The sequence below is a fragment of the Nakamurella panacisegetis genome (genome assembly GCF_900104535.1).
In the GTDB taxonomy this organism is placed as follows: Bacteria; Actinomycetota; Actinomycetes; order Mycobacteriales; family Nakamurellaceae; genus Nakamurella; species Nakamurella panacisegetis.
Genome location: NZ_LT629710.1, coordinates 4,579,216 through 4,605,151, shown reverse-complemented (window position 1 = coordinate 4,605,151; position 25,936 = coordinate 4,579,216). Strand labels below are relative to the sequence as shown.

Annotated in this window: 25 protein-coding genes; 15 read left to right on the top strand and 10 right to left on the bottom strand. The window is 70.7% G+C overall.

The features are described from left to right. Positions 1-11: 11 nt before the first annotated feature. From BLS97_RS20720 to BLS97_RS23095, 3 genes are read right to left on the bottom strand one after another with little or no spacing between them, the layout of a single operon-like run. Positions 12-740 (bottom strand): hypothetical protein, encoded by a 729-nt coding sequence (locus BLS97_RS20720; protein ID WP_090480012.1) that lies wholly within the window; start codon positions 738-740, stop codon positions 12-14. 32 nt (positions 741-772) lie between these two features. Beyond that, positions 773-2,365 (bottom strand): alpha/beta hydrolase, encoded by a 1,593-nt coding sequence (locus BLS97_RS20715; RefSeq protein WP_157695588.1) that lies wholly within the window; start codon positions 2,363-2,365, stop codon positions 773-775. After that, the gene (locus BLS97_RS23095) at positions 2,362-2,664 is read right to left on the bottom strand and encodes a type VII secretion target (protein WP_157695587.1); all 303 of its coding nucleotides are present in this window, start codon (positions 2,662-2,664) and stop codon (positions 2,362-2,364) included. The genes BLS97_RS20715 and BLS97_RS23095 overlap by 4 nt, the downstream gene beginning before the upstream one ends. A 155-nt stretch (positions 2,665-2,819) precedes the next feature. Between BLS97_RS23095 and BLS97_RS20710 the strand changes: the two genes are divergently transcribed. The 4 genes from BLS97_RS20710 (at position 2,820) to BLS97_RS20695 (ending at position 7,273) form a co-directional block, all read left to right on the top strand. Further along, positions 2,820-3,863 (top strand): alpha/beta fold hydrolase, encoded by a 1,044-nt coding sequence (locus BLS97_RS20710; RefSeq protein ID WP_157695586.1) that lies wholly within the window; start codon positions 2,820-2,822, stop codon positions 3,861-3,863. A 104-nt stretch (positions 3,864-3,967) separates the two neighbouring features. Next, on the top strand, positions 3,968-5,110 hold the full coding sequence (locus BLS97_RS20705) for a DUF3152 domain-containing protein (protein WP_090480003.1): 1,143 nt from the start codon (positions 3,968-3,970) through the stop codon (positions 5,108-5,110). 67 nt (positions 5,111-5,177) lie between these two features. After that, entirely contained in the window at positions 5,178-6,386 is a 1,209-nt protein-coding gene (gene moeZ, locus BLS97_RS20700) for an adenylyltransferase/sulfurtransferase MoeZ (protein WP_231988229.1), read from the top strand. 80 nt (positions 6,387-6,466) lie between these two features. Then, entirely contained in the window at positions 6,467-7,273 is an 807-nt protein-coding gene (locus BLS97_RS20695; protein WP_197676292.1) for a TIGR02569 family protein, read from the top strand. Here the strand turns inward: BLS97_RS20695 and BLS97_RS20690 are convergent. Then, positions 7,251-8,306, bottom strand: a complete 1,056-nt coding sequence (locus BLS97_RS20690) for a DUF4192 domain-containing protein (RefSeq protein ID WP_090479995.1) — start codon at positions 8,304-8,306, stop codon at positions 7,251-7,253. The genes BLS97_RS20695 and BLS97_RS20690 overlap by 23 nt on opposite strands. A gap of 86 nt (positions 8,307-8,392) precedes the next feature. After that, on the bottom strand, positions 8,393-8,698 hold the full coding sequence (locus BLS97_RS20685; RefSeq protein WP_090479993.1) for an MGMT family protein: 306 nt from the start codon (positions 8,696-8,698) through the stop codon (positions 8,393-8,395). Positions 8,699-8,778: 80 nt separating this feature from the next. Between BLS97_RS20685 and BLS97_RS20680 the strand changes: the two genes are divergently transcribed. The 7 genes from BLS97_RS20680 (at position 8,779) to BLS97_RS20650 (ending at position 18,896) form a co-directional block, all read left to right on the top strand. Beyond that, complete coding sequence (locus BLS97_RS20680) at positions 8,779-11,952, top strand: ATP-dependent helicase (RefSeq protein WP_090479990.1); 3,174 nt, start codon at positions 8,779-8,781, stop codon at positions 11,950-11,952. After that, positions 11,949-15,407: an ATP-dependent helicase gene (locus BLS97_RS20675; RefSeq protein ID WP_090479987.1), complete on the top strand. Its 3,459-nt coding sequence runs from the start codon at positions 11,949-11,951 to the stop codon at positions 15,405-15,407. Before BLS97_RS20680 ends, BLS97_RS20675 begins: the two co-directional genes overlap by 4 nt. 63 nt (positions 15,408-15,470) lie before the next feature. Further along, the gene (folP, locus tag BLS97_RS20670) at positions 15,471-16,283 is read left to right on the top strand and encodes a dihydropteroate synthase (protein WP_090479984.1); all 813 of its coding nucleotides are present in this window, start codon (positions 15,471-15,473) and stop codon (positions 16,281-16,283) included. Between the two features lie 46 nt (positions 16,284-16,329). After that, positions 16,330-16,758 (top strand): DivIVA domain-containing protein, encoded by a 429-nt coding sequence (locus tag BLS97_RS23630; RefSeq protein WP_090482795.1) that lies wholly within the window; start codon positions 16,330-16,332, stop codon positions 16,756-16,758. Next, a complete protein-coding gene (locus BLS97_RS20660; protein ID WP_157695585.1) occupies positions 16,755-17,225 on the top strand; it encodes an SRPBCC family protein in 471 nt (156 codons plus the stop codon). The genes BLS97_RS23630 and BLS97_RS20660 overlap by 4 nt, the downstream gene beginning before the upstream one ends. A 5-nt stretch (positions 17,226-17,230) precedes the next feature. Then, the gene (locus BLS97_RS20655; protein ID WP_090482792.1) at positions 17,231-17,779 is read left to right on the top strand and encodes a DNA-3-methyladenine glycosylase I; all 549 of its coding nucleotides are present in this window, start codon (positions 17,231-17,233) and stop codon (positions 17,777-17,779) included. A 124-nt stretch (positions 17,780-17,903) separates the two neighbouring features. Further along, complete coding sequence (locus BLS97_RS20650) at positions 17,904-18,896, top strand: IS481 family transposase (protein WP_090479979.1); 993 nt, start codon at positions 17,904-17,906, stop codon at positions 18,894-18,896. Here the strand turns inward: BLS97_RS20650 and BLS97_RS20645 are convergent. After that, complete coding sequence (locus BLS97_RS20645; RefSeq protein ID WP_090479975.1) at positions 18,893-19,288, bottom strand: DUF6191 domain-containing protein; 396 nt, start codon at positions 19,286-19,288, stop codon at positions 18,893-18,895. The genes BLS97_RS20650 and BLS97_RS20645 overlap by 4 nt on opposite strands. Positions 19,289-19,351: 63 nt before the next feature. Continuing rightward, the gene (locus BLS97_RS20640) at positions 19,352-20,176 is read right to left on the bottom strand and encodes an enoyl-CoA hydratase/isomerase family protein (protein WP_090479973.1); all 825 of its coding nucleotides are present in this window, start codon (positions 20,174-20,176) and stop codon (positions 19,352-19,354) included. Positions 20,177-20,347: 171 nt separating this feature from the next. On the opposite strand from BLS97_RS20640, the gene BLS97_RS20635 reads away from it, so the two are divergent. Further along, on the top strand, positions 20,348-20,515 hold the full coding sequence (locus BLS97_RS20635) for a DUF3117 domain-containing protein (RefSeq protein ID WP_090479970.1): 168 nt from the start codon (positions 20,348-20,350) through the stop codon (positions 20,513-20,515). A 153-nt stretch (positions 20,516-20,668) separates the two neighbouring features. Here the strand turns inward: BLS97_RS20635 and glgA are convergent, their stop codons facing one another. Beyond that, the gene (glgA, locus tag BLS97_RS20630; RefSeq protein ID WP_090479968.1) at positions 20,669-21,838 is read right to left on the bottom strand and encodes a glycogen synthase; all 1,170 of its coding nucleotides are present in this window, start codon (positions 21,836-21,838) and stop codon (positions 20,669-20,671) included. A gap of 70 nt (positions 21,839-21,908) precedes the next feature. Between glgA and glgC the strand changes: the two genes are divergently transcribed. Next, positions 21,909-23,132, top strand: a complete 1,224-nt coding sequence (gene glgC / locus BLS97_RS20625) for a glucose-1-phosphate adenylyltransferase (protein ID WP_090479965.1) — start codon at positions 21,909-21,911, stop codon at positions 23,130-23,132. Positions 23,133-23,196: 64 nt separating this feature from the next. On the opposite strand, the gene BLS97_RS20620 is transcribed toward glgC, so the two are convergent. Together BLS97_RS20620 and BLS97_RS20615 are read right to left on the bottom strand one after the other, a co-directional pair. Continuing rightward, positions 23,197-23,928, bottom strand: coding sequence for a D-alanyl-D-alanine carboxypeptidase family protein (locus BLS97_RS20620; protein WP_090479962.1), 732 nt, complete (start codon positions 23,926-23,928; stop codon positions 23,197-23,199). Further along, the gene (locus tag BLS97_RS20615; RefSeq protein WP_172832316.1) at positions 23,925-24,551 is read right to left on the bottom strand and encodes an O-methyltransferase; all 627 of its coding nucleotides are present in this window, start codon (positions 24,549-24,551) and stop codon (positions 23,925-23,927) included. The genes BLS97_RS20620 and BLS97_RS20615 overlap by 4 nt, the downstream gene beginning before the upstream one ends. Positions 24,552-24,757: 206 nt before the next feature. Between BLS97_RS20615 and sigE the strand changes: the two genes are divergently transcribed. Next, positions 24,758-25,390 carry an RNA polymerase sigma factor SigE gene (sigE, locus tag BLS97_RS20610; RefSeq protein WP_172832396.1) on the top strand — a complete coding sequence of 211 codons (633 nt, stop codon included), beginning with the start codon at positions 24,758-24,760 and terminating at the stop codon, positions 25,388-25,390. Beyond that, on the top strand, positions 25,387-25,917 hold the full coding sequence (locus BLS97_RS20605; protein WP_090479956.1) for an anti-sigma factor: 531 nt from the start codon (positions 25,387-25,389) through the stop codon (positions 25,915-25,917). The genes sigE and BLS97_RS20605 overlap by 4 nt, the downstream gene beginning before the upstream one ends. The last annotated feature ends 19 nt before the right edge of the window (positions 25,918-25,936 follow it).

Sequence of the window (25,936 nt, the reverse complement as noted above, 5' to 3'; positions counted from 1 at the left end):
TGGGGCTCACCTTACGCGGGAGCGCCGGTCACCTCGGCCAGTCCGGCGGCCAGGTCGCCGTACTCGGCGATCCGCGTGGCGAGGTCCGTCGGCCGCAGGTCGAGCGGCATTCCGGCGGTCACCGCGGCCACCTCGTCCGAGGTCAGCGGCGCGATCACACCGAGGTCGCCACCGGCCGACCCGAGGGTGTACGGCGCCGGGAGGCCCAGCGGATCGTCCGGAGCCACCGGGATCAGCAGTGCCCGCCCGGCGGTGTCGGCGTGGTCGGTGGTGCCGACCTCGGGGGCGCCGGCCGCGAGAGCACGCGCGTAGCCCGCGGCGCCCCCGCCGAAATCCGTGGGTCCGACACCGAATCCGATCAGGTACAGGCCGTCCCGGCCGTCGGTCATGGTCGTCGCGGCCCGACCGTGCCGGGCCAGAGCTTCGGCCAGCGCCAGCGCCGCGGTGGCCACCACATCGATACCGCTGTCGGCGCCGGGGCGGATCCGGAAGGCAACGAGTCCGGGGGCGGCCAGTCCGGGCAACCGGAGGCTGATGATTCCGCTGCGGATCGCCTCCGTGAGGTCGGCCGCCTCGGCGATGTGCAGCTCGGCGAAGGGATCGGCCGGGGTCGGCTCTGCGTCCAGGCGACCGAATCCGAGGACACGGCGGCCGATCAGGTGGGTCAACAGGGTGGGCCCGACGGCCCGGTAGTGAGTCGCCACCGCGGCCTGGTCGGGTGTCCGGTTCGGCGTGGGCATCGACTCATTGTGTCGGATCGACGGGCCCGGGGTCAGCGACGCGGTCGGCCGGACTTCCTGGGTACCCGATCGGCTCGACCGACGATGATCGCGCCTTCCGCGGCGAGCGCCGACCCTTGGGTGTAGTTGACGATCGAATGGTGCCGCGGATCGCCGGCCAGTCGGGCCAGCGCCGGGAGCAGGCCGCTGCCGGTGAGAACAGGGACGTTGGTGTTCGCGTCGATGTGGTGGCCGCCGAACGCGTCGGCCGCGGGATCCGGCCCGAAGGGGTCGGGCAGGTGCAGGTTCTTGGTCACCAGATCGTCGGTGACCGGCAGGGTCACCGGGTCCTGGTCATAGCTCAACGTCCATACGCTCGACGCCGGCACGTTCCGGTAGCTCGCGGCCGAGTTGGTGCCCCAGCCGGCCCCAGGCGACCCGAGCAGGACGATCGAGTCCACCGGGAGCTGGTACCGGGCGGCGGCCGAGACGGTGGTGGACCCCATCGAGAAGCCGATCAGGGTGGTGCGGGCCGATCCCGCGGCCATCCGGCTGATCGCCGTCAGGTCCGCCGCCAGCACCGGTGCGCCCTTCTCGGCGTTCACCGCGGAGGTTGCAGCCAGGGTGTCGGTGACACGGGTGCCGACGGCCGCCGATGGATCCTTCCTCCAGGACAGCGGGATGTCGTAGCCGTACCAGGCCACGACGGCCGTCGACCGGCCCGGCTCCTGACGTTCCGCCTCGTCCTTGAGGCTGGCCGCAACCGTGATGCCGCCGGTCATGTCCGCCGGGGAGTTGCCGATCCCGGGTACGACCACAGCCACGTTGGTCGCGGTGGCCAGGTCGCCGACCGCGATGGCGGCCCGCCCCTGCCCGTCGTAGGCGGATGAGTCGTAGACGACCAGCTCGGCGTGACCGCCCCGGTCGGCGGCCAGCTGTAGGGACCGGGTGATCGAGATGGCGAATTCGATGCGGACCGGATCGCCGGACCGCAGATCGGCGGCCAGTTGCTCCCGGTTGGATCGGTCGGTGCGCGCGGCCGGTCCGCCGATCGGGTCCGGGCCGACCAGCGCGGCCGGGCCGACATGCAGACGGTCGGCCGGCTCGTTCGGATCGGCGGCCAGCGCCGATCGCAGGTCGGTCAATGCGGCGTCGGCCTCGGCCAGGCGGGCCTGCAGGGCCCGGTTCAGATCGGTCAGGATGGACCGGATGCGCATCGCGGTACCGGTCGCCGGAACGCCGAGGACGCCGCCCAGGATGTCCGGCCACTGGCCGTGCTCGAGCGATTCGATCTGTGCCGCGGCCAGGGTCCAATCGAGGCGGGCGTTGGATTTCGCCCGCTCCACCAGCGCGGCCGCCGTCGACATGGCGGCGCACTGTCGTTGCAGCACCGACGCCGTGTCGTCGACCGCGCGGACCAGAGATCGCAGTCCGTTCGACGGGGCCGGCGAGGACCATGCCATCTCGACCTCGCCGCGGGCGCCGGTCAGGGTGCGAGCGCACCCGGCCAGCGCCCGGGCGAGCCGGGTCTGGTCGGCCGAGCGATCGAGAAGGGCCGTCGGATCGAATGCGTCGAGCGCCCTGGCCGCCGGGGAAGGGTCGGTGACCCCCAACGTCTGCGCCCACCCGAGGAGGACGACGTTCATCGGGCGCTCCCGCGCATGGCCGTGTCGGCGCGCTCGAAGTGCGCCGCGCTCGCCTGGAGATGCTGAGCGACCGCCGACGTGACGGCGCCGAGCTGGGCGGCCGCTCCGGCCGCTTGCTCCGCCTTCACCCGCAGGAGAGCCCCCACCTCGTCGGCGGTCGCGCTGCCGCCGACGGCCGCGCCCGTCGCCTCGCCGGATCCGCGGCCGGCCGTCAGGAGGTCCTGAGCGGCGCCGGACACGATCGCCGCACATCGACGCAGCCGGTCCGTGTCGACCTGCAGATCGAAACCCGCCGCCATCGCTGCCCCCCGTTCCTGACGCGGCTCGACCGCTGCGTCCGTCGGTTCCGATGGTGGGTTCAGCGGACCCGGACGGCCAGCGCCGACCGGCGAATGTGGACGGGCCGAAGGTGTGGGGACAGTTCGCGCGTCGCGGCCGGTGTCACCATGGAGGGGTGACAACCGCTCCTCCCTTCGGTGCCCCCGCCCACGACTCCCTGGCTTCGTGGAGCACGGCCACCTTGGCCGACCTCGGACCGGTGCAGATCCCCGGCCCGGCTGACGACCCCCCACACGGGTGGTTCGAGCAGGTCAGTGGCCGGGGAGTGTTCGTACGTCGAACCGAGCCGGTGGACGACGAGACGGCCCCGGACGCCTGGTACGTGCACGGCCTGGCCGGTTCCTCCACCAATTGGACGTCGCTGTCCGGGGCCATGGCCGCCACCGCGACCGGACACCTGGTCGACCTGCCCGGACACGGGCGCTCCGACCCGCCGCCGAGGGGTCGCTATTCCCTGCGGGACGACGCCGACGTGCTGGCCGAGTTGGTCGCGCGACGCAGTCGGGGACCGGTGCACCTGGTGGGGAACTCACTCGGTGGTGTGGTCAGCACGATGATGGCCGGCCGGTATCCCGAGTTGGTCAAGACGCTGACCCTGATCTCACCGGCGGTCCCCGACCTGCGCCTGACGCACGACCGCGGCGCCGACCCGATCCTGGGCCTGCTGTTGCTGCCGGGCACAACCGGATTGGCCTTGAGACGGCTCGTCGGAATCAGTCCGCTCGCCCGAGCGCGAGGGATGGGCGAGCTGTGCTTCGGCGATCCGACGGTGCTGACCGATCATGACTACGAGGTGGCCGCGGCCGACCTGGCCTGGCGTTCCAGCCTGCCCTGGGCGCACCGGTCGACCATCGAATCGCTGCGGGCGCTGATGCGCAGCTATCTGCCGGGCGGGCGGTCGTTCCGGGCGGATGCCGCGTGTGTCACCGTCCCGACCCTGGTGATCTGGGGCACACGGGACCGCCTGGTGGACGTCCGCCTGGCCCGCCGGACCGCCGAGTGTTTTGCCGACTCACGCCTGCTCGTCATCGCCGGCGTCGGCCATACAGCGCAGATGGAGGCGCCGTTGGTGACGGCGCGCGCGGTGTCCGGTCTGTGGGCCACCTCGGGCGCGCCGCACCCTGGTCTCACGCCTGCTGTGGGAACCTCGGAGACGTGACGCGTCCTGGAAACGACTCCCACCGATCGCACGGCGGGAGGTCCTCGTCCCGAACGGGGCAGCAGCCGCAGCCCGTCGGGGCCCGATCCCGAACGGTGCCCCCGGTGGGGCGATCGACGCTCTGGGACGACCCGGAGGGCGGTCGTCCGGGTCCGCAACCGCTGAAGGCGAGTTGGGACCCGGTCGATCGTGGCCCCCGCACGCCGTCGAAGCCACGCCCGTCCCGCACCGGCCGGCGGCGCAGCGCGGTCGGCTGGTTCTTCCACCGCTACGGCTGGCGGGCGTATGCGATCCCGGTCCTCGTCGCCCTCACCGTGCTGGTGATCGTCCAGGTCGGGCGACCCCCGACCTCGACCGCGGCCCCCTCCGTCCCTGGTGCCTCACCGTCGTTGGTCACGTCGGTGGTCGGCAGTGTCACCACCACGATGACGGTCACGGCCGCCCCGACCAGTACCCCGTCCGGTCCCGCCGCGGCGGCGGGCGGCGCGTCACCGTCGGCCTCGTCGCCGAACGTGTCCGGTCAGGTCGGGCCGGTGCCGACCGGGACCTACGCCGGTCTCGCCTCGGCCGACCTGCCACCGGGCGAAGCGTTCGTGGCCAAGGGCAAGGGCACCTGGCACGTCGTGGCCGGCACGACGAAGCCGTTCGGTTCCGGCCCGAATCACTTCACGTACAAGATCGCGGTGGAGGACGGCATCGAGAATTCGGACGCCGACAAGGACTTCGCGTCGTTCGTGGACGCCACGCTGCAGGACCCTCGTTCCTGGATCGGCTCCGGTAAGTACACGCTGCAGCGGATCGACACCGGGACGCCGTCGTTCACCGTCTCCCTGACCAGTCAGATGACGGTCCGCCAGGATTCCCTGTGCGGCTGGCAGATCCAGTACGAGGCATCCTGCTACGCCCGTGACGTGAAGCGGGTGGCCATCAACAACGCCCGCTGGGCGCGCGGGGCGGTGTCCTACGCCGGTGACCGGGCCGACTACCGGGTCTACGCGATCAACCACGAGGTCGGGCATGCGCTCGGGTTCATGCACCAACCCTGCGCGACCAACGGTGGCCTGGCTCCGGTGATGATGCAGCAGTCGTGGTCCACCGCCGACGACGACCTGTCGCCGTTGAATCCGCAGCTGGTCCCGATGGACAACAAGGTCTGCAAACCCAACCCGTTCCCGTTCCCGCTGGGCCCGGTGTCGGGCTCGTCCACCGCCACCGCCCAGGCCACGGCGACCAGGTCCGGCGGCTGATTGGCCCCCGTCGGCCGCGGTCGGGAAGAATTCCCGCCGGAGCGCGGTTGGCTCTGACAGTGGCTCGATGGCCAGCGTGAATGTTCAGCTGATGTGGTTCGAGGAGAGAATTGTGACGTCCCTACCCCCCTTGGTGGAGCCGGCGGAATCGCTGAGTAAGGCCGAGGTCGAGCGTTATTCACGGCACCTGATCATTCCGGACGTCGGGATGATCGGCCAGAAGCGGCTGAAGAACGCCAAGGTGCTGGTCGTCGGCGCCGGCGGCCTCGGTTCGCCGGCCCTGTTGTACCTGGCCGCGGCCGGTGTTGGCACCCTGGGAATTCTGGATTTCGACATCGTCGACGAGTCGAATCTGCAACGCCAGGTGATCCACGGACAGTCCGATGTCGGCAAGTCCAAGGCGGTGTCCGCGGCCGAGTCCGTGGCCGAGATCAACCCGTTCGTCAAGGTCATCCTGCACACCGATCGACTCGATTCGGACAACGTCCTGGAGATCTTCGCTGGGTACGACCTGATCCTGGACGGCACGGACAACTTCGCCACCCGGTACCTGGTCAACGACGCCTGCGTGCTGCTGAACAAGCCGTACGTGTGGGGCTCGATCTACCGGTTCGAAGGCCAGGTCAGCCTGTTCTGGGCCGAGTACGGCCCGCAGTACCGTGACCTCTACCCGGAGCCGCCGCCGCCGGGAATGGTGCCGTCCTGCGCCGAAGGTGGTGTGCTCGGCGTGTTGTGCGCGTCGATCGGCTCGATCATGGTGACCGAGGCGATCAAGCTGATCACCGGTATCGGTGAGACGCTGCTCGGCCGGCTGATGGTCTACGACGCGCTCGAGATGACCTACCGCACCGTCAAGATCCGCCGCGATCCGGCCGGGGAGCCGATCACCGGATTGATCGACTACGAGGTGTTCTGCGGATCGGTGTCCGACGAGGCGGCCGAAGCGGCGGCGTCGCACACCATCTCGGCCCGCGATCTCAAACGCCGGATGGATGCCGGTGAGGATTTCGCGCTGATCGACGTCCGCGAGGTCAACGAGTACGAGATCGTGTCGATCCCGGGGGCGGTGCTCATCCCGAAGGGCGACATCCTGTCGGGTGAGGCGCTGTCGCGGATCCCGCAGGACCGACCCGTCATCCTGCACTGCAAGTCGGGCGCCCGGTCGGCCGAGGCGCTGGCCGTGTTGCACAAGGCGGGCTTCGCGGATGCGGTGCATGTCGGCGGTGGCGTCCTGGCCTGGATCAAACAGGTCGATCCGAGCCTGCCCAGCTACTGATCGACCGCGGTCTCGGCGGTGGCGTGGTGTCCGCGAGGGATGTGACGAAAGACCCGGCAGGGCCTGTAGCGTCACTGTTCGTGTCCACGCCGCCGCCCGCCCACGTGCTCGCGGCGTTCGGCGCGGGAGGTGTGCCGCCCGAACGGCTGCCCGGTGGTCGAGGGCTGGCGTACCGCTGCGGTGACATCGTCTTCAAACCGGTCGACAACACCGCTGAGGCGTCGTGGATCGCGTCGACGTTCGAGCAGCTGCGCATCAGCGGGATCAGGGTGGCCCGCCCGGTGCGGTCCTCCGACGGTCGGTGGGTGGTAGCCGGTTGGTCCGCCGAGCGTTTCGTGTCCGGTCGGGTCGAGCCGCGGTACAACGAGATCATCGAGACCTCCTTGATCCTGCACGAGGCCCTGGCCGGCGTTGCCAATCCGCGCTACCTGCGAGACCGGAGCGATCTGTACAGCTGGGCCGATCGGCTGGCCTGGGGTGAACTGGTGGCCGACCGGCGGACCCTGGGCGACGGCCATGGCGCCCGGTTGTTCGACGAGTTGGCGCTCGGGCGCAAGCCGGTCGATCTGCCGGGCCAGCTGGTGCACGGTGACATGTTCGGAAACGTGTTGTTCGCCGGCTCGGCTCCGCCGGCCGTGATCGACATGACGCCGTACTGGCGTCCGGCTGTCTTCTCGGCGGCCGTGATCGCGGTGGACGCACTCAGCTGGGGGGGCGCCCAGACCGAACTCCTGCTCGAGTGGCGTCATCTGCCGGAATGGCCGCAGATGCTGCTCCGCGCCTTGTTGTTCCGGTTGGCGGTCAGTCTGTCCCATCCGCGCAGTACGCCGGAGTCGCTGGTGGAGATGCTCACGGCGACCGAGATCATCCGCCCTTTCCTGGACTGAGGTCCAGGTCGGGGACCAACGCGTCGAACAGCGCGGCCGGGCGTAGACCGGTGTTCATGGCCTCCAGCATCAGCCGGGCCAGGCCGTGCCCGGGTTCGACCCGGCGACATCGATCGACCGCCACCTGGGCCAATGCTCCGTCTCCGACGCCGTAGGCGGCCACCGCCAGGACGGCACAGATCTCTGCGGCGTACTCGTCCGGCACGGCTCGGGCGGCCGCGATCAACATGGGCAGCCACGGCTGCTGGGTGTCGACCAGGGAATGGACGATCACCTCATCCCGCGCTCGGTGGTCGCGCAGCAGGAGAACGAGTTGCGACGTGGTGGCCGGGCTCAGGCTTCCGGACGTGCTCTCGTCCAGCGCCGCGTCGACGATGTGCTCGGCCATCCGGTGGAGCCGACGCCGACCGAAGGCGACGCCTTCGGTACCCAGGAATCCATGGACGGCCGCACGCAGTGCGGCGCTGGCCCTGACTGCGGCCTGACCGGTTGGGCCGTCGATCGATCTGCGCAGAGCCGGGCGGTCGGGCAGAATGCCGCGACCGTTCAACGCGATCGCCGCGGCCATCATCTGAACCTGCGGATCCTGGCCGTCAGGAACCTCGCAGCCGTCGTCCTCGTCGGCGAAGTCCGACTCGTCGGTTCCCGGTGGCGGAGCGGGAATGGTCCAGGCCCGGCCGGCCGTGACCCGGGCCGCGTCGGTGATGTGAAGCCCGATTCCCTGCAACTCGTCGATCACCGTGCGGGCGAACGGTGGCGTGTGGGCCGAGTCCGTGTAGCAGAGCAGCGCGACCTCGTCGGCGTGCTCCCAGGCGATCTCGCCGAAGGTGGCGGCCAAGTCGCGATCCGCGTCGTCGCGACCGTCGTCCGGTCGAAGATCGACCCGCATCACCGGGCCGACCCTCCGCTGCGGTCCGACCAGGCAGAGCATCACCATGCTTTCCTGCGGGTGGAACCCGAGCATGGCCGGCGCCGCGACCAGGAGACCCTGACGGCCTCGGAGCTTGACGGTGGAACGCTGTGAGATGGTCATCGCCCCACGATCGCGTGGGCCGCATCGGCAGGACCAGGTCCGCTCGCCGAATGTGAACAACTCGACCGGGTGTGGACGAACCAGCGTCAGCGCTCGGCCCGACCGGGTTGGTAGCGGTACCGGCGCAGATCGACCCGGCCGTTGTTCGCCAGGACGCCCTCGGACCGCAGGCGGGCCAGTTGCTCGTCACGCAGATGGGCGGTCGGGGTCCCGTCCGCCCGCACGATGCGGTGCCAGGGTGTCGTCTCGTCGGACAGCTCGGACAACACCCGGCCGGCCAGTCGCGGCGATGGCGATCCGGCCCTCGCCGCGATGTCACCGTAGGTCGCCACCTGCCCGGCCGGCACCGCCGCCACCTGGTCCAGCATCCGGTACGCCAGCTCCATGTCCATGCCTCGCATTGTCGCAATCTCCTTCCCCGCGCGGGCCGTGGTGGGCCGGTCCTGTCGGTGCTCTGTGATGTGATCGGTGCATGTCCAGCCCGACGTCGGTGACGTACCGCCTGCGGCCGGTGCCGAGCTCGGCGCTCCCGATGCGTCCGACCCCGGAGCAGCACGAGGTCGTGACCAACACGGCCCCTCGGCTGCGGGTACTGGCCGGCCCGGGCACCGGCAAGACGGCCACGCTGGTGGAGTCGGTCGCCGACCGGATCCTGGCCCGCGGCGTGCCGCCGGAGCAGGTGCTGGTGCTTACCTTCTCGCGGCGCGCGGCGGGAGAACTGTCGGGGCGGATCAGCCGTCGGCTGGGTCTGACCACTCGCGAGACGATGGTCAGAACCCTGCATGCCTACGCGTACTCGGTGGTGCGCGCACAGGCGGCGAGGGCCGGTGAGCCACGGCCGCGTCTGCTCGCGGCCGGTGAGTCCGACCACATGGTCCGCGAATTGCTCGCCGGCCACGTCGACGCCCACGGTGGGCCGTGGCCGGAGTACCTCACCGGCGCGCTGTCTTCGCCGACCTTCGCGACCGAGCTGCGCGAGATCCTGCTGCGGGCCGCCGGCCAGGGCATCAGCCCCCAACGAATGATCGAGCTCGGTCGACGACACAAGCGTCCCGAGTGGGTAGCGGCCGGGCGGTTCGCCCGGGAGTACCAGCAGGTGAGCGACCTACGCCAGGGGATAAGCGGGTTCGGTGTCGCCCTGGACCAGGCCGAGCTGACCGCGGCCGCATTGGGTGCCCTGTCCCACGACGACGTGCTGGCCGACGAGCAGCGCCGGATCCGGCGGATCTTCGTCGACGAGTATCAGGACGTCGATCCGGCACAGGCTCGGCTCATCGACCTGCTGTCCGGCGGCGCCGACGAGCTGGTGGTGCTCGGCGATCCGGACCAGTCCATCTACGCCTTCCGCGGTGCGGAGCCGAACGCGCTCCGCGACATCGCCGTGGACCGCACCGTCTGCCTGACGACGTCCCGGCGCCTCCCGGTGGCCGTACTGGAGGCCACCCGCCGCACGGCCGCGCTGCTCCCCGGCGCGGCCCGGCACCGGGACCTCGTCCTGCCGTCCGACGAAGCGGCGGGCCAGGGGACGAGCGGCGGACGCGTCGAGGTCAAGGTCTTCTCGAGTCCGGCCCGGGAGGCGGCCTACGTCGCTGACGAGCTGCGACGGGCCCATCTGCTGGAAGGCATGCCGTGGGGGTCGATGGCCATCCTGCTGCGGTCGCCGTCGACCGGGCTGGCCGCACTGACGCGGGCCTGCGCCGTGGCCGGGGTCCCGGTGCTGGTCGGTGGCCGCACCGACGGACTCGCCGCCGAACCGGTGGTCGCGGCCCTGCTGACCGTCCTGGATTGCGGCCTGTATCGGGATCGATTGACCGGCGAGATCGCGGTCGAACTGTTGACCGGCGCGCTGGGCGGGATGGACGCGCTGGGTCTGCGGCGCCTCCGGCGGGCGCTTCGCCTGGCCCGCCCGGGGGAGGGCGCCAGTGCGGATCTGGTGGCCGCGGCCCTGGCCGGGGCGCCGATCCCGGACGGTGTTCCCCGCGACCTTGCCGGCCCGGTCCGGCGGGTCCGCGAGTTGCTCGAGATCGCCCGCGTCGGGTCGGCGTCCCCGGGGGCCGAGCAACTGCTCTGGCAGCTGTGGACGGCGGCCGGGCTGGAGGCGGGGCTCGTCGCCGCCGTCGAGCGGGGAGGCAGCGCCGGTCAGCGGGCGGACCGCGCCCTTGACGCGGTGCTCGGGCTGTTCGCGATGGCCGCGGATCTGGCCGACCGGTTGCCACTGGCCGGCGTCCCGGCGTTCATCGCTGAGGTGCGTGGTCACCAGTTGCCCGGCCAACCCGATCTGACGCGGGCCGGCGACGCGGTTGCCCTGTTGTCGGCGCACGCTGCGAAGGGCCTGGAATGGGACGTGGTCGCCGTGTGCGGGGTGCAGGAGGCGAGCTGGCCCGATCTGCGCGGGCGGGGCAGTCTGCTCGGCGGCCAGCAGCTGCTCGACCTCGCCGCCGCGTTCCCGATCGGAAGTCCGACAGCCGGTCTGCTGGCCGAGGAGCGTCGGCTGTTCTATGTCGCGGCCACTCGGGCCCGGCGCACCCTCGTGTGCACCGGGGTGCAGACCCAGGATGCCGTCCCGTCCCGGTTTCTGGCCGAGCTCGCCGGTTCGGACACCGACTTGCCGGTCGAGCTGGAGCGGTCGACCGACGGCGCGCGGAGGCGCCGTGGACTGCACCTGTCGGACCTGGTGGCCGATCTGCGTCGCGCGGTGACCGACCCGGCCGGCCCGGAGTCGGTGGTCGCCGCGGCGGCGACCCACTTGGCCGAGCTGGCCGCAGCGGGTGTCCCGGGTACCCATCCCGACGATTGGTACGGTCTGCCGCCTTTGTCCGCGTCGACCCCGCCGGTGGCGCCCGGCGCGGAGATCCGGGTGTCGCCGTCGCTGATCGAGACGCTCAACACATGTGCGCTGCGGGCCGTGCTCGAACGGCGTGGCGGCCGGACGGCGCCCGGTCAGGCCCAGATCGAGGGCATCGTCGTCCACGCGATGGCCAACGGTCTCGCCCTCGGGATACCGGAGCCGGATCTGCGGGCCGAGATCGAAACGTTCCTGGCGGCGCAGGACCAGTTGCCGCCCTGGCAGCTGGACCGCACCCGCCGAGGCCTGCTGGCCATGCTGTCCGCGGCTCGGATCTGGGTCAGGGACAACCATCCGCCGCGGACCCTGATCGGCTCCGAGCTGGAGCTCGACCTGCCTCTGCCGGCCGATCCGGACGCCGCGCCGACGGACCATCCGGTCCGCTTGGTCGGTCGGGTCGACTGGCTGTCGGCCGGGCCCGACGGCGGAGTCGTCGTCACCGACTTCAAGACCGCGGCCAAGGTACCGACGAAGGCCGAGGCCCAGAACAACGCGCAGTTAGCCGCGTACCAGGCGGCGATCGAACTGGGCGCCTTCGCACCGGACATCGCCTCCTCGGGTGCGCAGGCGGGTCGCGCCGGCGGCGCCGAGCTGGTGTTTCTCCGGAGCGGCTCGCCCAAGGTGCTGCCCCAGGACCGGCTGTCCGCCGAGTCGACCACGCAGTGGCTCGGGTCGATCCGGGCCGCCGCCCAGCACCTGGCCTCGGCCGGGTCCCTAGCGCAGGAGAACGCCCGGTGCGAGCGCTGCCCGGTCCGCACCAGTTGCCCGTTGCAGAACGAGGGCCGTCAGGTGCGCGGATGATCGGCGCCGAGGAACTGTCGACCATCCTGCGCCTGCCGCCGCCAACGGCCGAGCAGGTCGCAGTGATCCAGGCCCCGCTGTGCCCGGCGCTGGTGGTGGCCGGTGCGGGGTCGGGCAAGACCGAGACCATGGCCGCCCGGGTGCTGTTCCTGGTGGCGAACGGACTGGTGCGGCCGGAACAGATCCTCGGCCTCACCTTCACCCGGAAGGCCGCTTCCGGGCTCGCCGCCCGCATCCGGCGCCGGCTCCGGACCCTGGCCGCATCCGGCGTCCTTGATCGCGCGGACGCGCGGAGCGGGTTGTCCGGAGGCGAACCGGAAGTGTCCACCTACCATTCCTTCGGTGGCCGACTGATCGCCGAGTTCGGGCCATTGGCCCAGGTCGAGCCAGCCTCACGGGTACTGAGCGCCACCGGGTCCTGGCAGATGGCCCGGCGGGTCGTCGGCCGCTGGGACGGTGACCTGGAGACCGACCTGGGCCCCGACCAGGTCACCGACCGACTGCTCGCCATGTCCGGCGGGCTCGCCGACCATCTGATCGACTCACTGGCCCTGTCGGACGAGATCGAGCGGGTCCTGGCGGTGCTGCGCGCGGCGCCGCCGTCCGCGACCCAGCGCGGTTCGGTGCACAGTGGCCTGGCCGGCTACCTGAAACGACTCCAGGACCGGGCGTGGATCCTGCCCCTGGTCGATGCGTTCACGCAGGCCAAGCGGAGAGCCGGCGTGGTCGACTTCGCGGATCAGATGCAGGTGGCGGCGGCTCTGGTGACCGGGCAGCCGCGGATCGGGGAGGTGCTGCGCGATCGCTTCTCCGTCGTCCTGCTCGACGAGTACCAGGACACCGGACACGCGCAGCGCGTCATCCTGCGGGCCGTCTTCTCCGACACCGGCATTCCGGGACGGCCCTCCGGCCACCCGGTCACCGCGGTCGGCGATCCGGTGCAGTCCATCTACTCCTGGCGGGGCGCGTCCGCCTCGAACCTGCCACGCTTTCCCACGGACTTCCCACTGCGGAGTGGGCAGCCGGCGCCCACCCTCACCCTGTCCACCAGCTTCCGCAACCCGTCCTCGGTCCTGACGGTGGCCAACGAGATCTCGGCCATCGTCCGCCGGGGCGCGGTCCCGGTGCAGGAACTGCGTCCGCGATCCGGTGCCGATCGTGGTGACGTGCGGTACGGGCTGTTCGGCACGGCGGTGGAGGAGGAGACCTGGGTGGCGGCGTCGATCGCCGAGCTGTGGGAGACAGCTCGGGCGGCCCGCGCCCCTGGCGATCCGACGTCCGCCCGGACCGCGGAACCCGCGGATCTGCCGCCCAGCACCGCGGTGCTGTTGCGTCGGCGCCGCGACATGGAGCCGATGGCCGCGGCCCTGCGGGCCGTCGGACTCCCGGTCGAAGTGGTCGGCCTCGGCGGCCTGCTCAGCGAGCCGGAGATCGCCGATCTGCTGGCGCTGCTGCAGGTCCTGGTCGACCCGACGGCCGGTCCGGCCGCCCTGCGCCTACTCACCGGAGCCCGCTGGCAACTGGGCATGGCCGACCTGGCCGCGCTGTCCAAGCGGGCCGGCGAGCTGACCCCCCGGCGGATCGTGGCCGCCGGTGCCGACGGCCACGCCTCCGTCCGGGCGGCCCTGGCCGAGGCCGGATCGGGCGAGGACATCGATTCCGCGTCCCTGATCGACGCGATCTCCGATCCGGGGGAGGCCGAACGGTACTCCGCCGAGGGATTCCGGCGTTTGCGGCGCCTGGCCGGTGAACTGCACCGATTGCGGGGCCGCCTGACGCTGCCGCTGCCGGATCTGGTGGCCGAACTGGAACGGGTCACCGGGCTCGACGTCGAGGTGCGGATCTCTTCCCCGGCGGGCCGGGCCCATCTGGACGCGTTCGCCGATGTGGTGGCCGAGTTCGCGTCGAGCGGGGGCGGGGTGGTGGAACTCGTCGAGTACCTGCTGACCGCGGCCGAACGGGAGGACGGCCTGGCCCCCGGTGAGGTCGAGCCGGCTCCCGGTCGGATTCAGATCCTCACCGTGCACGCGGCCAAAGGCCTGGAATGGGAGATCGTCGCGGTGCCGCACGTGTCCGACTCGGTGTTCCCCGGGAGTCGGGGGAGCACCTGGCTGGGTGATGCCGCGCAACTGCCCCCGTCGCTGCGGGGGGACGCGGCCGACCTGCCGCAACTGGCGCTGCCGGCCGGCGGCGATCAGAAGGACATGGTCGAGGCCCTGGCCGGCCACACCGCCGCGCTGAAGGCGGATCTCGCCGTCGAGGAACGCCGTCTGCTCTACGTCGCCATCACCAGGGCCGAACGCGTCCTGCTGGTCTCCGGTCACCAGTGGGGCCGAACCGGGAGCAAACCGCACGGCCCCAGCGAGTTCCTGCTGGAGGTCAGAGCAGCGGCGGAGACGTTCGGTCCGGCTGCGCGGTGGGCGCCGGCGCCGGCCGACGGTGAGGTCAACCCGCTCACGTCGGCCCCCCGGGTCCAGGCATGGCCGGTCGACCCGCTCGGGGATCGCCGCGCACCCGTGCGACAGGGGGCCGACCGGGTGCTGGCCGCGCTGGATCGGCTGAACCGCTCCGTCGATGGGGATCGGACTGCGGCCGCCGCCGCCGAACCGCGAGTCGATCGATCCGCCGGCGATCCCCACGACTGGGCGCGGGACGTCGCGGCGCTGCTCGCCGAGCGGCGGGCTGCCCGGTCCAGACTCATCGAAGTCGCTCTCCCGCAGAGCATTTCGGCGACCGCCCTGGTCGACCTGGCCGACGATCCGGCGGCCCTGGCCCGCCGGATCCGGCGACCGGTACCCCATGCGCCCACACCCCGAGCCCGCCGCGGCACCGAATTTCACGCGTGGCTGGAGCGTTTCTACACGTCATCGGCGTTGATGGAGATCTCGGACCTACCCGGGGCCCTGGACGGCGAGCGAGTCCCCGATCCGGAGGATGAACGGCTGAAGACCAGGTTCCAGGCATCGTCCTGGGCCCGGCGCATCCCGTTCGAGATCGAGCTGCCGTTCTCGATGACGATCGGCGGCCAGCCGGTGAAGGGCCGCATCGACGCGGTGTTCCGGGACGACGACGGTGGTTGCACGGTGGTCGACTGGAAGACCGGCCGGCCGCCGCCGGCCGATCGGCGAGCGGCGGCCACCGTCCAGCTGGCCGTCTACCGGCTCGCCGCCGCGCACATGCTCGCGATGCCGTTGTCGATGGTCAGGGCCGCCTTCGTCTACGTCGCCCTTGACGAGCAGTTCGCCCCAGCCGACCTGCTCGACGCCGACGGGCTGGCCGCGCTCCTCGCCTTCTCGACGTCGTCGACCGGCCAGTCCCACGACGTCGTTGTGGCCGATGAAGCCGACGACGTCCCCGTCCCGCCCGATGAACCCGACGACGGACCGGAGCCGCCGCAGGAGTGGGACGAACCTCCGCCGGAGTTCGCGGACACGGGCGAGGGGGCCTACGGATAGGCTCGAACGGTGCAACCAGTGGTGTTTCGAGGCCGAGCCCTCCGCACCGACCGCGCGGCAATCATGGCCATCGTCAACCGCACCCCCGACTCGTTCTTCGATGGTGGCGCGACCTTCGACGACGGACCGGCCATGGCCGCGGTCGACCAGGCCGTGGCCGACGGCGCTGACCTGGTCGACATCGGTGGGGTCAAGGCTGGGGTCGGACCTGCGGTCGACATCGGGGAGGAGATGCGGCGGGTGGTTCCGTTCGTCGCCTCGGTGCGGGCGGCCCACCCCGACCTGATCATCAGCGTCGACACCTGGCGCAGCGAGGTGGCCACCGCTGCCTGCGAGGCCGGGGCGGACCTGATCAACGACACCTGGGCCGGGGTCGACCACGGACTGGCCGCCGTGGCCGCCGAGTTCGGGGCGGGCATCGTCTGCTCCCACACCGGGGGGGCCGCGCCGCGGACCAATCCGTACCGCGTCGCCTACCGGGACGTGGTCGCCGCCGTCGTCGACGAGACCACCGCGGCCGCCGAGGCCATGGTCGCGGCCGGCGTGCCGAAACCGGGGATCCTCATCGACCCGACCCACGATTTCGGGAAGAACACCCGTCACGGTCTGGAGTTGATCCGGCGGACGCCCGAGTTGGTGGCCACCGGTTGGCCGGTGCTGATGGCCCTGTCTAACAAGGATTTCGTCGGCGAGACCCTCGGAGTTGCCCTGCACGAGCGCCTCGAGGGCACGCTGGCGGCTACCGCGGTGGCCGCCATGGGCGGGGCGGCCGTCTTCCGGGCTCACCAGGTGCTGGCCACCCGCAGGGTGCTGGAAATGGTCGCGTCCATCCAGGGCACGCGGGAACCGTCCGCGCCGCGGCGCGGCATGGTCTGATCGGGCCGACGCCGCACCTCCGTCGCGGCATGGCACGATCGTGGGTGTGACCACTGTGCTCTTCTACCTCGTCGTTGCCGCCGTCATCGGGCTCGTGGTGTTCTTCCTGGCTGTCTTCGTCTTCGGCCGCGGCGAACAGATGGCCCCGCTCGACCCCCGGACATCCCCGGCCGAACTGCCCGACCACGACATCACCGCCGACGACGTGCGCCGGATCCGATTCGCATTGGCGCTGCGTGGCTACCGGATGAGCGACGTCGACTGGACGTTGGAGAAGCTGGGAGAGCAGATCGACAGCCTCCGGCGGGAGAACGCCGAACTGCGTGGCCTGACGCCGTCCGACGTCGGGGCGGAGCCGCACCCAAGGGTGGAAGCGGATTCGCTGGCTCCGGTCGGCGCTCCGACCCGGCCGGAGGGCTCGACGGACCAGGACGTCCAGCCGTACAGGGACAGCCGCCCGCCGGAGTCGTCGTGACCGTCCGGGTGGCGGCCGCCCTGGATGTGGCGGCTCCGGTCGAGGACGTCTTCGCCGCCATGATCGATCTGCCGTCCCAGGATCGGTGGATCCTGGCCACCTCCCTGTTCGCCCTCGAGGGCGACGCCGAGGTCCCGGCGGTGGGCTCCCGGATCGCCGCCCTCACCGGGGTGGGCGGCATCGGCGTACTGGACACCATGACCGTGACCGTCTTCGAGCCGCCGCACCGTTGGGAAACCTCGCACACGGGGCACACCATCAAGGGCATCGGCATCTTCACGGTCGATCCGATGCCGAACGGGTCCCGGGTGACGTGGGCCGAGGAACTCGACCTTCCGCTCGGCGCCATCGGGCGCATCGGGTTCAAGGTGGTCGCGCCGATAGTCCGGTGGGGGTTGAAGACATCCCTGCGCCGCCTGGCCACCGGTGTCCTGGACGGGTCGCTCCCGGTCGGTCGGCAGAGGTGACGGGCTTGTCCGACCAGCGATCTCGGTGCGGCTGGGCGACGTCGGCGCCCGAGTACATCGCCTACCACGACGACGAATGGGGCGTCGCGGTGCACGGAGACGACGCGCTGTTCGAGCGGATGAGTCTGGAGGCGTTCCAGTCCGGTCTCTCCTGGATCACCATCCTGCGCAAGCGCCCGGCGTTCCGCGAGGCGTTCGCCGGGTTCCGGATCGCGGACGTGGCCCGGTTCGACGACGCCGACGCGCGGCGGTTGATGGACGACAGCCGGATCGTCCGCAATCGGCTGAAGATCGAGGCCGTGCTGGCCAACGCCCGGGTGGTCCAGGACATGGGTGGCGGCCTGGATGAGTTGCTGTGGTCCTTCGCGCCCGATCGGCACCGCGCACCGGCCGACCTGACGGAGGTGCCGGCCATCACGCCGGAGTCAACGGCGATGTCGAAAGCGCTGAAGAAGCGCGGGTTCCGCTTCGTCGGCCCGACCACCGCCTACGCGTTGATGCAGGCGACCGGGATGGTCAACGACCACGTCGCCACCTGCTGGCGAGCCGTCTAGCTGTACTGCCCGGGGACGTTGGTTGAACTCGTGTGACGACACGATCTGACGGTTGTTGATCGGGAAGACCTCCGGGCGTGGAGTGGAGCTGTCTAGAAACCGCCCCACGACACCGGAGGTCTTCGTGTCCCACGTTAATGCTGCACTGACCCCTCGCGCACGTCTGAAGATCGGCCGGCTCATCGTCGAGCAGGGGTGGTCGGTGGCCCGGGCCGCCGAACGGTTTGACGTGTCCTGGCCCACGGCCAACCGCTGGGCCCAGCGGTACCGGGAATGCGGCCCGGCCGGCATGACCGATCGTTCGTCCCGTCCGCACCACCAACCGACGAAAACACCTCAACCCACCGTCCGCAAGATCGTGCACCTGCGGTGGAAGCAACGCCTGGGCCCAGTGGCCATCGCCGACAAGGTCGGTGTCGCCGCCTCCACCGTCCACGCCGTGCTCACCCGCTGCCGACTCAACCGGCTCTCACATGTGGACCGGGCCACCGGCGAACCGATCCGACGCTACGAACACGACCACCCCGGATCGATGCTGCACGTCGACGTCAAGAAGCTGGGCAACGTCCCCGACGGCGGCGGCTGGCGATACGTCGGCCGTCAACAAGGGAACAAGAATCGCTCCGACACCTCGGGCAAGGCCGGCAACTCCCACCACAACCCAAAGATGGGGACGGCGTTCGTGCACACCGTGATCGACGACTGTTCCCGTGTCGCCTACGCCGAGATCCACGACGACGAAACCGCTCTCACCGCGGTGGCCGTGCTGCGCAACGCGGTTGCCTGGTTCGCTGCCCGCGGTGTCACCACCGAGCGGGTCCTGTCCGACAACGGCAGCTGCTACAAAAGTCACCTCTGGCGCGACACCTGCGCCGAACTGGGGATCGTCCACAAAAGGACCCGCCCCTACCGGCCGCAGACCAACGGCAAAATCGAGCGGTTCCACCGCACCCTGGCCCAAGGCTGGGCATTTCGCCGGTTCTACAATTCCGAAACAGTCCGGCGCAAAGCCCTACCGGCCTGGCTCCACGAGTACAACCACCACCGGCCCCACACCGCAATCGGCAAGATCCCTCCCATCAGCCGCTTGACCAACGTCCCCGGGCAGTACAACTAGCGAGCGGCCCGGGAGGCTTTCGAGGACGGACGCGGTGCGGGCGAGGCAGCCGGCTCGGACTTCGACCCGGACGACCGCGTCGACGACGGCTTCGGCGCATTCTCGTGCGCGGCGGCGTCCTTCGCGGCGGCGGCGCGCGCCCGAGCCTGGGCCCGGGCCGGCCGGGCGGCCGAGGCCGCCGGCTTCTCGCCGACGGTGCGACTCGTCGACGGCTTGGTGTCGTCGCCGGACTGCTTGCCCGGGACGTTGATCACGGCGACGCCGGACAGCAGGTCGATGCGCAGATCACCGTCGCGGGCGTTGCCCTCCTCCTCACGACGGTTGGCCTTCGACTCGCGTTCCTCGATCTCGTGCCGCATGCCGGGATTGAACAGCGCACCGAGTTCTCCCATTGGTCCCACGCCTACCAGCGTACGTGAGGTGGGCCACGCCGGGGGGCCGCTCCAGCGGTGGCGTCAGCGGCCCTGGAAGCGCGGTGGACGCTTGGCCACGAACGCGGCGATCGCCTCATGATGGTCGGCGCTGGCGAACAGGTCGCTCTGGGCGCCGTTCTCGAACTCCAAGGCGGAGGCCAGGTCGGACGTCCAGGCGTGGTGGAGCGATGCCTTGATCCATGCGTACGCCCGGGTCGGTCCCTGCGCCAGGTCCTGTGCCACCGCGTTCACCCTGTTCATGAGGTCCTCCGACGGGACCACTTCGTCGACCAGGCCGATGCGCAGCGCCTCCGCGGCGTCGACCCGTTCCCCCAGGAGCATCATCCGCGACGCCCGCCCGGCCCCGACCAGGCGCGGCAGGATGAAGCTGGCCCCGGAATCGGCCGAGAGGCCGACCCCGGCGAAGGCCATCGAGAAACTGGCCGGCTCGGCCGCGATCCGGAGGTCGCAGGCATAGGCAAAGGCCGCACCGGCCCCGGCGGCCGTGCCGTTGACCGCAGCGATCACCGGCTTCGGCATGCTCGTGATGAGGCTGATTGCGACGTTGTAGAAGTCGCGGACGGTCGTCGCGATGCGGGAGTCGTTCGCCCGCACCAGTTCGAGGTGCTCCTTGAGGTCCTGGCCGGCCGAGAAGGCCCGGCCCGCACCGGTGATGACGACGGCGCGGACGGAATCATCCGCCGCCGCCGCGGTCAGGCCGGCCAGCGTCGCGTCCTTGAGGGCAAGGTCGAAGGAATTGAAGGCACCCGGCCGGTTGAAGGTCAACGTCCGGACCCCGCCGCGGTCGTCGACCAGCAACGGCGGGCTCGATTCCGGATCGGCGTTCGCGCTGGTCGGCTGGGTCATCGTCGACTCCTTCGGGTGGTCCTCGGTGCACCTGCGGTCGGCGTGGCACCTGGCATGGGGGAGAATAGGCCAACCACGTTTGTGGGCGATCGCCGGACGGGCACCACCGTTCGGTACGGATGAAGGGCACGCGGCTGCGCTGAGCGTGCCCGAGTGTGGAGGGAGTCGTACATGGCGGCCATGAAGCCCCGCACCGGGGATGGTCCCCTCGAAGTGACCAAGGAGGGCCGCGGAATCGTGATGCGCGTACCCCTGGAAGGTGGCGGACGGCTGGTGGTGGAGATCTCCGCCGATGAGGCATCCGCACTCGGAGATGCCCTCAAAGCAGTCGTCAGCTGATACCTGTCCGCCCGGGTCGGACCGCACACAGCGGTTGACCCGGGCGGCTTGCTGTCCGCCGGGTGTCCCGGCGCCCGGATCGCGCGGCGCCCCCGCGGCACCCGGGTCACCGCGGCACCCGGGTCACCGCGGCGGCCGGAGGGCGCAAGAACCTCAGCGGTCGGCCGGGTCGGCCAACAGCGACTCGTAGAGCGCCACGGTCTGCTCGGCCACCGCAGTCCAGGAGAACTGCGAGTCGGCCCGAACACGCCCGGCCTCGCCCTGTGCCCTAGCCTTCGACCGATCGGCCACGGTCGCGTTGACCGCCGCTGCGAACGCCGCCTCGAAGCCGGGACCGTCGGTCGCGTCGTAGTGCACCAGGGTGCCGGTGACACCGTCGTCGACCACCTCCGGGATCCCGCCGACATCGCTGGCCACCACCGGTGCGCCGCAGGCCATCGCCTCCAGATTCACGATCCCGAGCGGTTCGTACACCGACGGGCAGCAGAACACCGTCGACGCGGTCAGCACCTGCTTCACCTCGTCGAGGGTGAGCATGCCGTCGAACCAGAACACGCCGGGGCGGGCGGCCTGGAGGGCCCGGATCGCGTGGGCCGTCTCCTCCGCGATCTCCGGGGTGTCCGGCGCCCCGGCGCACAGCACCAGCTGGATACCGGGATCGAACCGATGGGCCGCGGCGATCAGGTGTCCGACGCCCTTCTGCCGGGTGATCCGCCCGACGAACGAGGCGATGGGCGCGTCCAGGTCGACGCCCTTGGCGGTCAGGGCCGAGCGGTCGTCGGTGGCGTGGTAGATCGCGGTGTCGATCCCGTTGCGGATCACGTGCACCCGGGCCGGGTCGAGATCCGGGTAGCAGTCGAGGATGTCGGCGCGCATGCCGTCCGATACCGCGATGACGGCGTCGGCCGCCTCGTAGGCCGTCTTCTCGGCCCAGCTGGAAAGGCGGTAGCCCCCACCGAGTTGTTCGGCCTTCCATGGCCGGCGCGGTTCCAGCGAATGCGCGGTGACGACGTGAGGAACCCCGTACAGCAACTTCGACACGTGGCCGGCCATGTTCGCGTACCAGGTGTGCGAGTGCACCAGGTCGACGTCACCACAGGCGGCGGCCATCGACAGGTCCACCGACAGCGTGGCCAGGGCCGGGTTCGCCTCGGCCACCTCGGCCGCCGGGCGGTGTCCGGACGCTCCCGGGCGGTCCTCGCCAAAGGCCTCGACGTCGATGTCGATCAGCTTGCGCAGCTCGCGCACCAGGAAGTCGACGTGGACTCCGGCGCCGCCGTAGACGTCGGGGGGGAACTCTCGGGTGAGGATCGCGGTACGCATGCAGGCAACTTAACGTGCCGGTGGGGGAGCCCGCTGGGCGAGTCCGTTCCGCGCCCGTTAAGGTTCGATCATGGCCCCCAAACCAAGAGTGCTCGGCATCGTTCTGGCTGGTGGTGAAGGAAAGCGGCTGTGGCCGTTGACCGCTGACCGCGCGAAGCCCGCTGTGCCGTTCGGCGGAAATTTCCGCCTGGTCGATTTCGTCCTGTCCAATCTGGTGAACGCGGGGTATCTGCGGATCTGCGTACTCACGCAATACAAGTCGCACTCGCTCGATCGGCACATCACCACCACCTGGCGGATGAGTCAGATGCTGGGCAACTACGTCACCCCGGTCCCGGCCCAGCAGCGTCTGGGCCCGCGCTGGTACACCGGGAGCGCAGACGCGATCCTGCAGTCGCTGAACCTGGTCTACGACGACGATCCCGAGTATCTCGTGGTCTTCGGTGCCGACCACGTGTACCGGATGGATCCGTCGCAGATGGTGGCCGATCACATCGCCTCCGGTGCCGAGGCAACGGTGGCCGGGATCCGCGTGCCGCGCCACGAGGCCACGGCGTTCGGGGTCATCGACACCGACGAATCCGGTCATCGGATCACCCGATTCCTGGAGAAGCCGGCCGACCCGCCCGCGGTGCAGGACGACCCGAACGTCTCCTATGCCTCGATGGGGAACTACGTGTTCACCACCAAGGCGTTGATCGAGGCGCTCAAGCAGGACGCGGGCGACGAGAACTCCATCCACGACATGGGTGCCAACATCATTCCGATGTTCGTCGAGCGCGGCACGGCCAACGTCTACGACTTCGACCGCAACCAGGTCCCGGGCTCGGAGGAGCGCGACAAGGGGTACTGGCGTGACGTCGGCACGCTGGACGCGTACCACGACGCCCACATGGATCTGGTCTCGGTGCACCCGATCTTCAACCTGTACAACCAGCAGTGGCCGATCCTGTCCGTTCCGCCGACCCTGCCGCCGGCGAAGTTCGTCGAGAACGGCATGGCCCTGGACTCCATGGTCGGGCCGGGCACGATCATCTCCGGGGCCACCGTCCGCCGGTCGGTGCTGTCGGAGAACGTGCGGGTGTCGATCGGGGCCAGCGTCGAGGGGTCGGTCATCATGCCGGGCGTGCGCATCGGCCGCAATGCCGTCGTGCGCAACGCGATCCTCGACAAGAACGTGGTCGTTCCGGACGGGGCGACGGTCGGGATCAATCTCGAGTCCGACCGCGCGGCCTACACAGTGACGGCGTCGGGCATCACGGTCATCGGCAAGGGCGTCACGGTCGCGCGCTAGCCGAGCGGACTGGACGCGGCCCCGGGGGTGATCCTCCGGGGCCGCGCCGTCTCGGCTGTGGCCGCTAGGGCTTGGGCAGCCGCGCCGGGCAGCCGTAGGTCTTGTAATGGGTCGAGTACTCGAAGTGCCAGGTCTCGTTGTCGTAGATCCGGCAGAAGCCGAGCCGGCCCTTCGTGGCCTGCAGCCACTGGATCGCCTTGGCCGGCTGGACATCGACGGCGTACCCCTTGACGTGGGCCGACTTCTGCCACGGCAGGACCAGGTTGTTCGCCGTGGTTCGACCGTATTCCTTGACGTAGAGGTTGTAGATGGCGATCTGCTGGGCCTTGCTGCGTTTGCCGTCGTTCAGACAGAGCCGGACGCCCTTGGCCGCGGCCTGCTTCTTCACCGAGATCCAGGCCGCCTTCACATCCGCCCGCAGGCCGGTCGGCGCCTCGTCGGAGTACTGCGCGGCGACCGGGCACTGCGGCCCGTTGTCCGGGCCGGCCGCGTCGAGGTCACCGTCGGCCTGGACCAGCGGCGGGATCGCGGTCCTCGACGTGCTCGCGCGGGACGAGGCCGAGGTGGACGAGGCCGACGGACGAGCCGGTGTCGCGGTCGACCTGGTGCTCGGTGCGGACCGGGCCGTCGGGCCGGACCTGGTCGGCGGGCCGCCCGGGGACTCCGCGACGTGCTCGGTCGTCGGGCTGATCGGGGAGTTCACGGTGACGGTCACCGGCGACGTGTCACCGGCGCCGGAGCAGCCGGCGACCAGGGTCGTCGCGACGATCAGGGCGACTCCGAGGGTCTTCCTCAACGCTTGACCGCGGCGAGCAGCCCGTCGCCCAGCGAGGTCATCATCGGGACCAGATCCTCGTCGTCACGGACCAGCCGGCCGGCTTCACGCACGGCCACCGTCTCGGCATCCCGCTGGGTCGGGTCGGCCACCTTGTCGCCGTGCAGTGCGCCGGCCAGCACCAGGACCCCACCCTTGCGCAGCAGCCGGACCGCTTCGGCCACGTACTGCGGATAGCCCGTGCGGTCGGCGTCGACCAGGACCAGGTCGTAGGCGCCGTCGGTCAGCCGAGGCATCACCTCGAGGCCGCGACCGTTGATCAGGCGGGCCCGGCCGGGCGCGACACCGAACAGACCGAAGACCTCCTTGGCCACCCGCTGGTGCTCGGCCTCGACATCGATCGAGGTCAGCACGCCGTCCGGGGCCATGCCGGCCAGCAGATGCAGCCCACTCACCCCGGTACCGGTGCCGATCTCGACGACGGCCCGGGCGGAGACAACGGTGGCCAGGAAGGTGAGGGCGGCCCCCGCGCCGGACCCGATGGGTTCACACCCGAGGTCGGCGGCCCGCCCGCGAGCGGTCAGCACCGCATCGTGTTCCGGGACGAAGAACTCGGCGAAGGACCTGCTGCTGGTCACGGCCATACCTTTCGAAAATCATCGGTGATCGACCCCCGGGGGCAACGTACCGGGAAAAGGGCGGACTTCGCCGAAGGCCCGCCGCGTTCTCGGCTCAACCACCGTGACGGTTCACAGGATGCTCACACAGGGGCGCGGAACAATCATCACCAATCGGCCGTTCACCGATCAAGATCGTTTTTCCGCACCAATCTCGCTATGAGGTGAGCCCACTGTCCATCCTGCCCGCACCGACCGGCAACCCCGGTTCCAGTGCCGCGCCCGACGTCGCCGGCTGGACGCCGCCCGCCTGGGAAGACATCGTGAAGGACCACGGAGACCGGGTGTACCGGCTGGCCTATCGGCTGTCCGGCAACTCCCACGACGCCGAGGACATCACGCAGGAGACCTTCATCCGGGTTTTCCGTTCCCTGGACGGCTTCAAGCCCGGCTCCTTCGAGGGCTGGCTCCACCGCATCACCACGAACGTCTTCCTGGACATGGTGCGCCGCCGGCAGCGGATCCGGATGGAGGCGCTGCCCGAGGAGACGGATCGGATCGCCGGTCGTGAGCCGTCCCCGGAGCAGGCGTTCCAGGACGCGAACCTCGATCCGGATCTGCAGGCCGCCCTGGACGAACTGCTCCCGGAGTTCCGCGCCGCGGTGGTGCTCTGCGACGTCGAAGGGTTGTCGTACGAGGAGATCGGCGCCACTCTCGGCGTCAAACTCGGGACGGTCCGGTCGCGGATCCACCGCGGGCGCCAGGCACTGCGGGCGTCGATCGAGCGCCGACGTGAGGCGCGGGTCGAGGGTGGGTCGATCAGAAACCTGCGCAGCTCGCTGCTGCCCAAGGTCGTGATGCCATGACCAGCGTCTTCAACGAGCATCTGACCCTGGACGTGGTGGTCGCCTACGCCGACGGGGAGATGAGCCTGACGGCGTTCCAGCGCGCGGCCGCCCACGTCATGCGATGCGCCTCCTGCGCGGCCGACGTGGCCGAGCAGACCGCGGCCTCGCAGTACCTGCGGCAGGCCACCCTGCCGCGGATGCCGGGCAGTCTGTTCGACACGCTCAAATCGATCCCGGTCGCGTCGCCGCGGCCCGGCCCGGTGCCAGGCGTGCTGGTCGATTCGGCGTCCGGCCGGACGATGCGCGCCGCCGATTCCGCCCTGCCCGGCCGCGGCCGCCGCTTCCGCCTCGGCGCCGGTGCCCTGGTCGCCGGGTTGGCCGTCGGGGCCTTGGTGGTGGCGGCTTCGGGCGACGCTCCGGTTGCTCCGCCGACCCCGTCCCGGTCCGACCCGACAGTCGTTTCCCGGTCGAGCGGGCCCGGACATCCGTCGGCCGCGAGCGTGGTCGTCCAGCCGGCTGTGGCCCGAACCGCCGCCACGCGATGATCAGTGTCGTAGCCTGCAG

Excerpts from the sequence above, each read along its gene's own strand:
- BLS97_RS23095 (WP_157695587.1), bottom strand. The coding sequence starts at position 2,664 with ATGGCGGCGGGTTTCGATCTGCAGGTCGACACGGACCGGCTGCGTCGA.
- glgC (WP_090479965.1), top strand. The coding sequence starts at position 21,909 with ATGGCCCCCAAACCAAGAGTGCTCGGCATCGTTCTGGCTGGTGGTGAA.
- BLS97_RS20605 (WP_090479956.1), top strand. The coding sequence starts at position 25,387 with ATGACCAGCGTCTTCAACGAGCATCTGACCCTGGACGTGGTGGTCGCC.
- moeZ (WP_231988229.1), top strand. The coding sequence starts at position 5,178 with ATGGCCAGCGTGAATGTTCAGCTGATGTGGTTCGAGGAGAGAATTGTG.
- BLS97_RS20645 (WP_090479975.1), bottom strand. The coding sequence starts at position 19,288 with ATGGGAGAACTCGGTGCGCTGTTCAATCCCGGCATGCGGCACGAGATC.
- folP (WP_090479984.1), top strand. The coding sequence starts at position 15,471 with ATGGCCATCGTCAACCGCACCCCCGACTCGTTCTTCGATGGTGGCGCG.
- BLS97_RS20680 (WP_090479990.1), top strand. The coding sequence starts at position 8,779 with ATGTCCAGCCCGACGTCGGTGACGTACCGCCTGCGGCCGGTGCCGAGC.
- BLS97_RS20720 (WP_090480012.1), bottom strand. The coding sequence starts at position 740 with ATGCCCACGCCGAACCGGACACCCGACCAGGCCGCGGTGGCGACTCAC.
- BLS97_RS20640 (WP_090479973.1), bottom strand. The coding sequence starts at position 20,176 with ATGACCCAGCCGACCAGCGCGAACGCCGATCCGGAATCGAGCCCGCCG.
- BLS97_RS20690 (WP_090479995.1), bottom strand. The coding sequence starts at position 8,306 with ATGACCATCTCACAGCGTTCCACCGTCAAGCTCCGAGGCCGTCAGGGT.
- BLS97_RS20615 (WP_172832316.1), bottom strand. The coding sequence starts at position 24,551 with ATGGCCGTGACCAGCAGCAGGTCCTTCGCCGAGTTCTTCGTCCCGGAA.
- BLS97_RS20685 (WP_090479993.1), bottom strand. The coding sequence starts at position 8,698 with ATGGACATGGAGCTGGCGTACCGGATGCTGGACCAGGTGGCGGCGGTG.
- BLS97_RS20715 (WP_157695588.1), bottom strand. The coding sequence starts at position 2,365 with ATGAACGTCGTCCTCCTCGGGTGGGCGCAGACGTTGGGGGTCACCGAC.
- BLS97_RS20675 (WP_090479987.1), top strand. The coding sequence starts at position 11,949 with ATGATCGGCGCCGAGGAACTGTCGACCATCCTGCGCCTGCCGCCGCCA.
- glgA (WP_090479968.1), bottom strand. The coding sequence starts at position 21,838 with ATGCGTACCGCGATCCTCACCCGAGAGTTCCCCCCCGACGTCTACGGC.
- BLS97_RS20635 (WP_090479970.1), top strand. The coding sequence starts at position 20,348 with ATGGCGGCCATGAAGCCCCGCACCGGGGATGGTCCCCTCGAAGTGACC.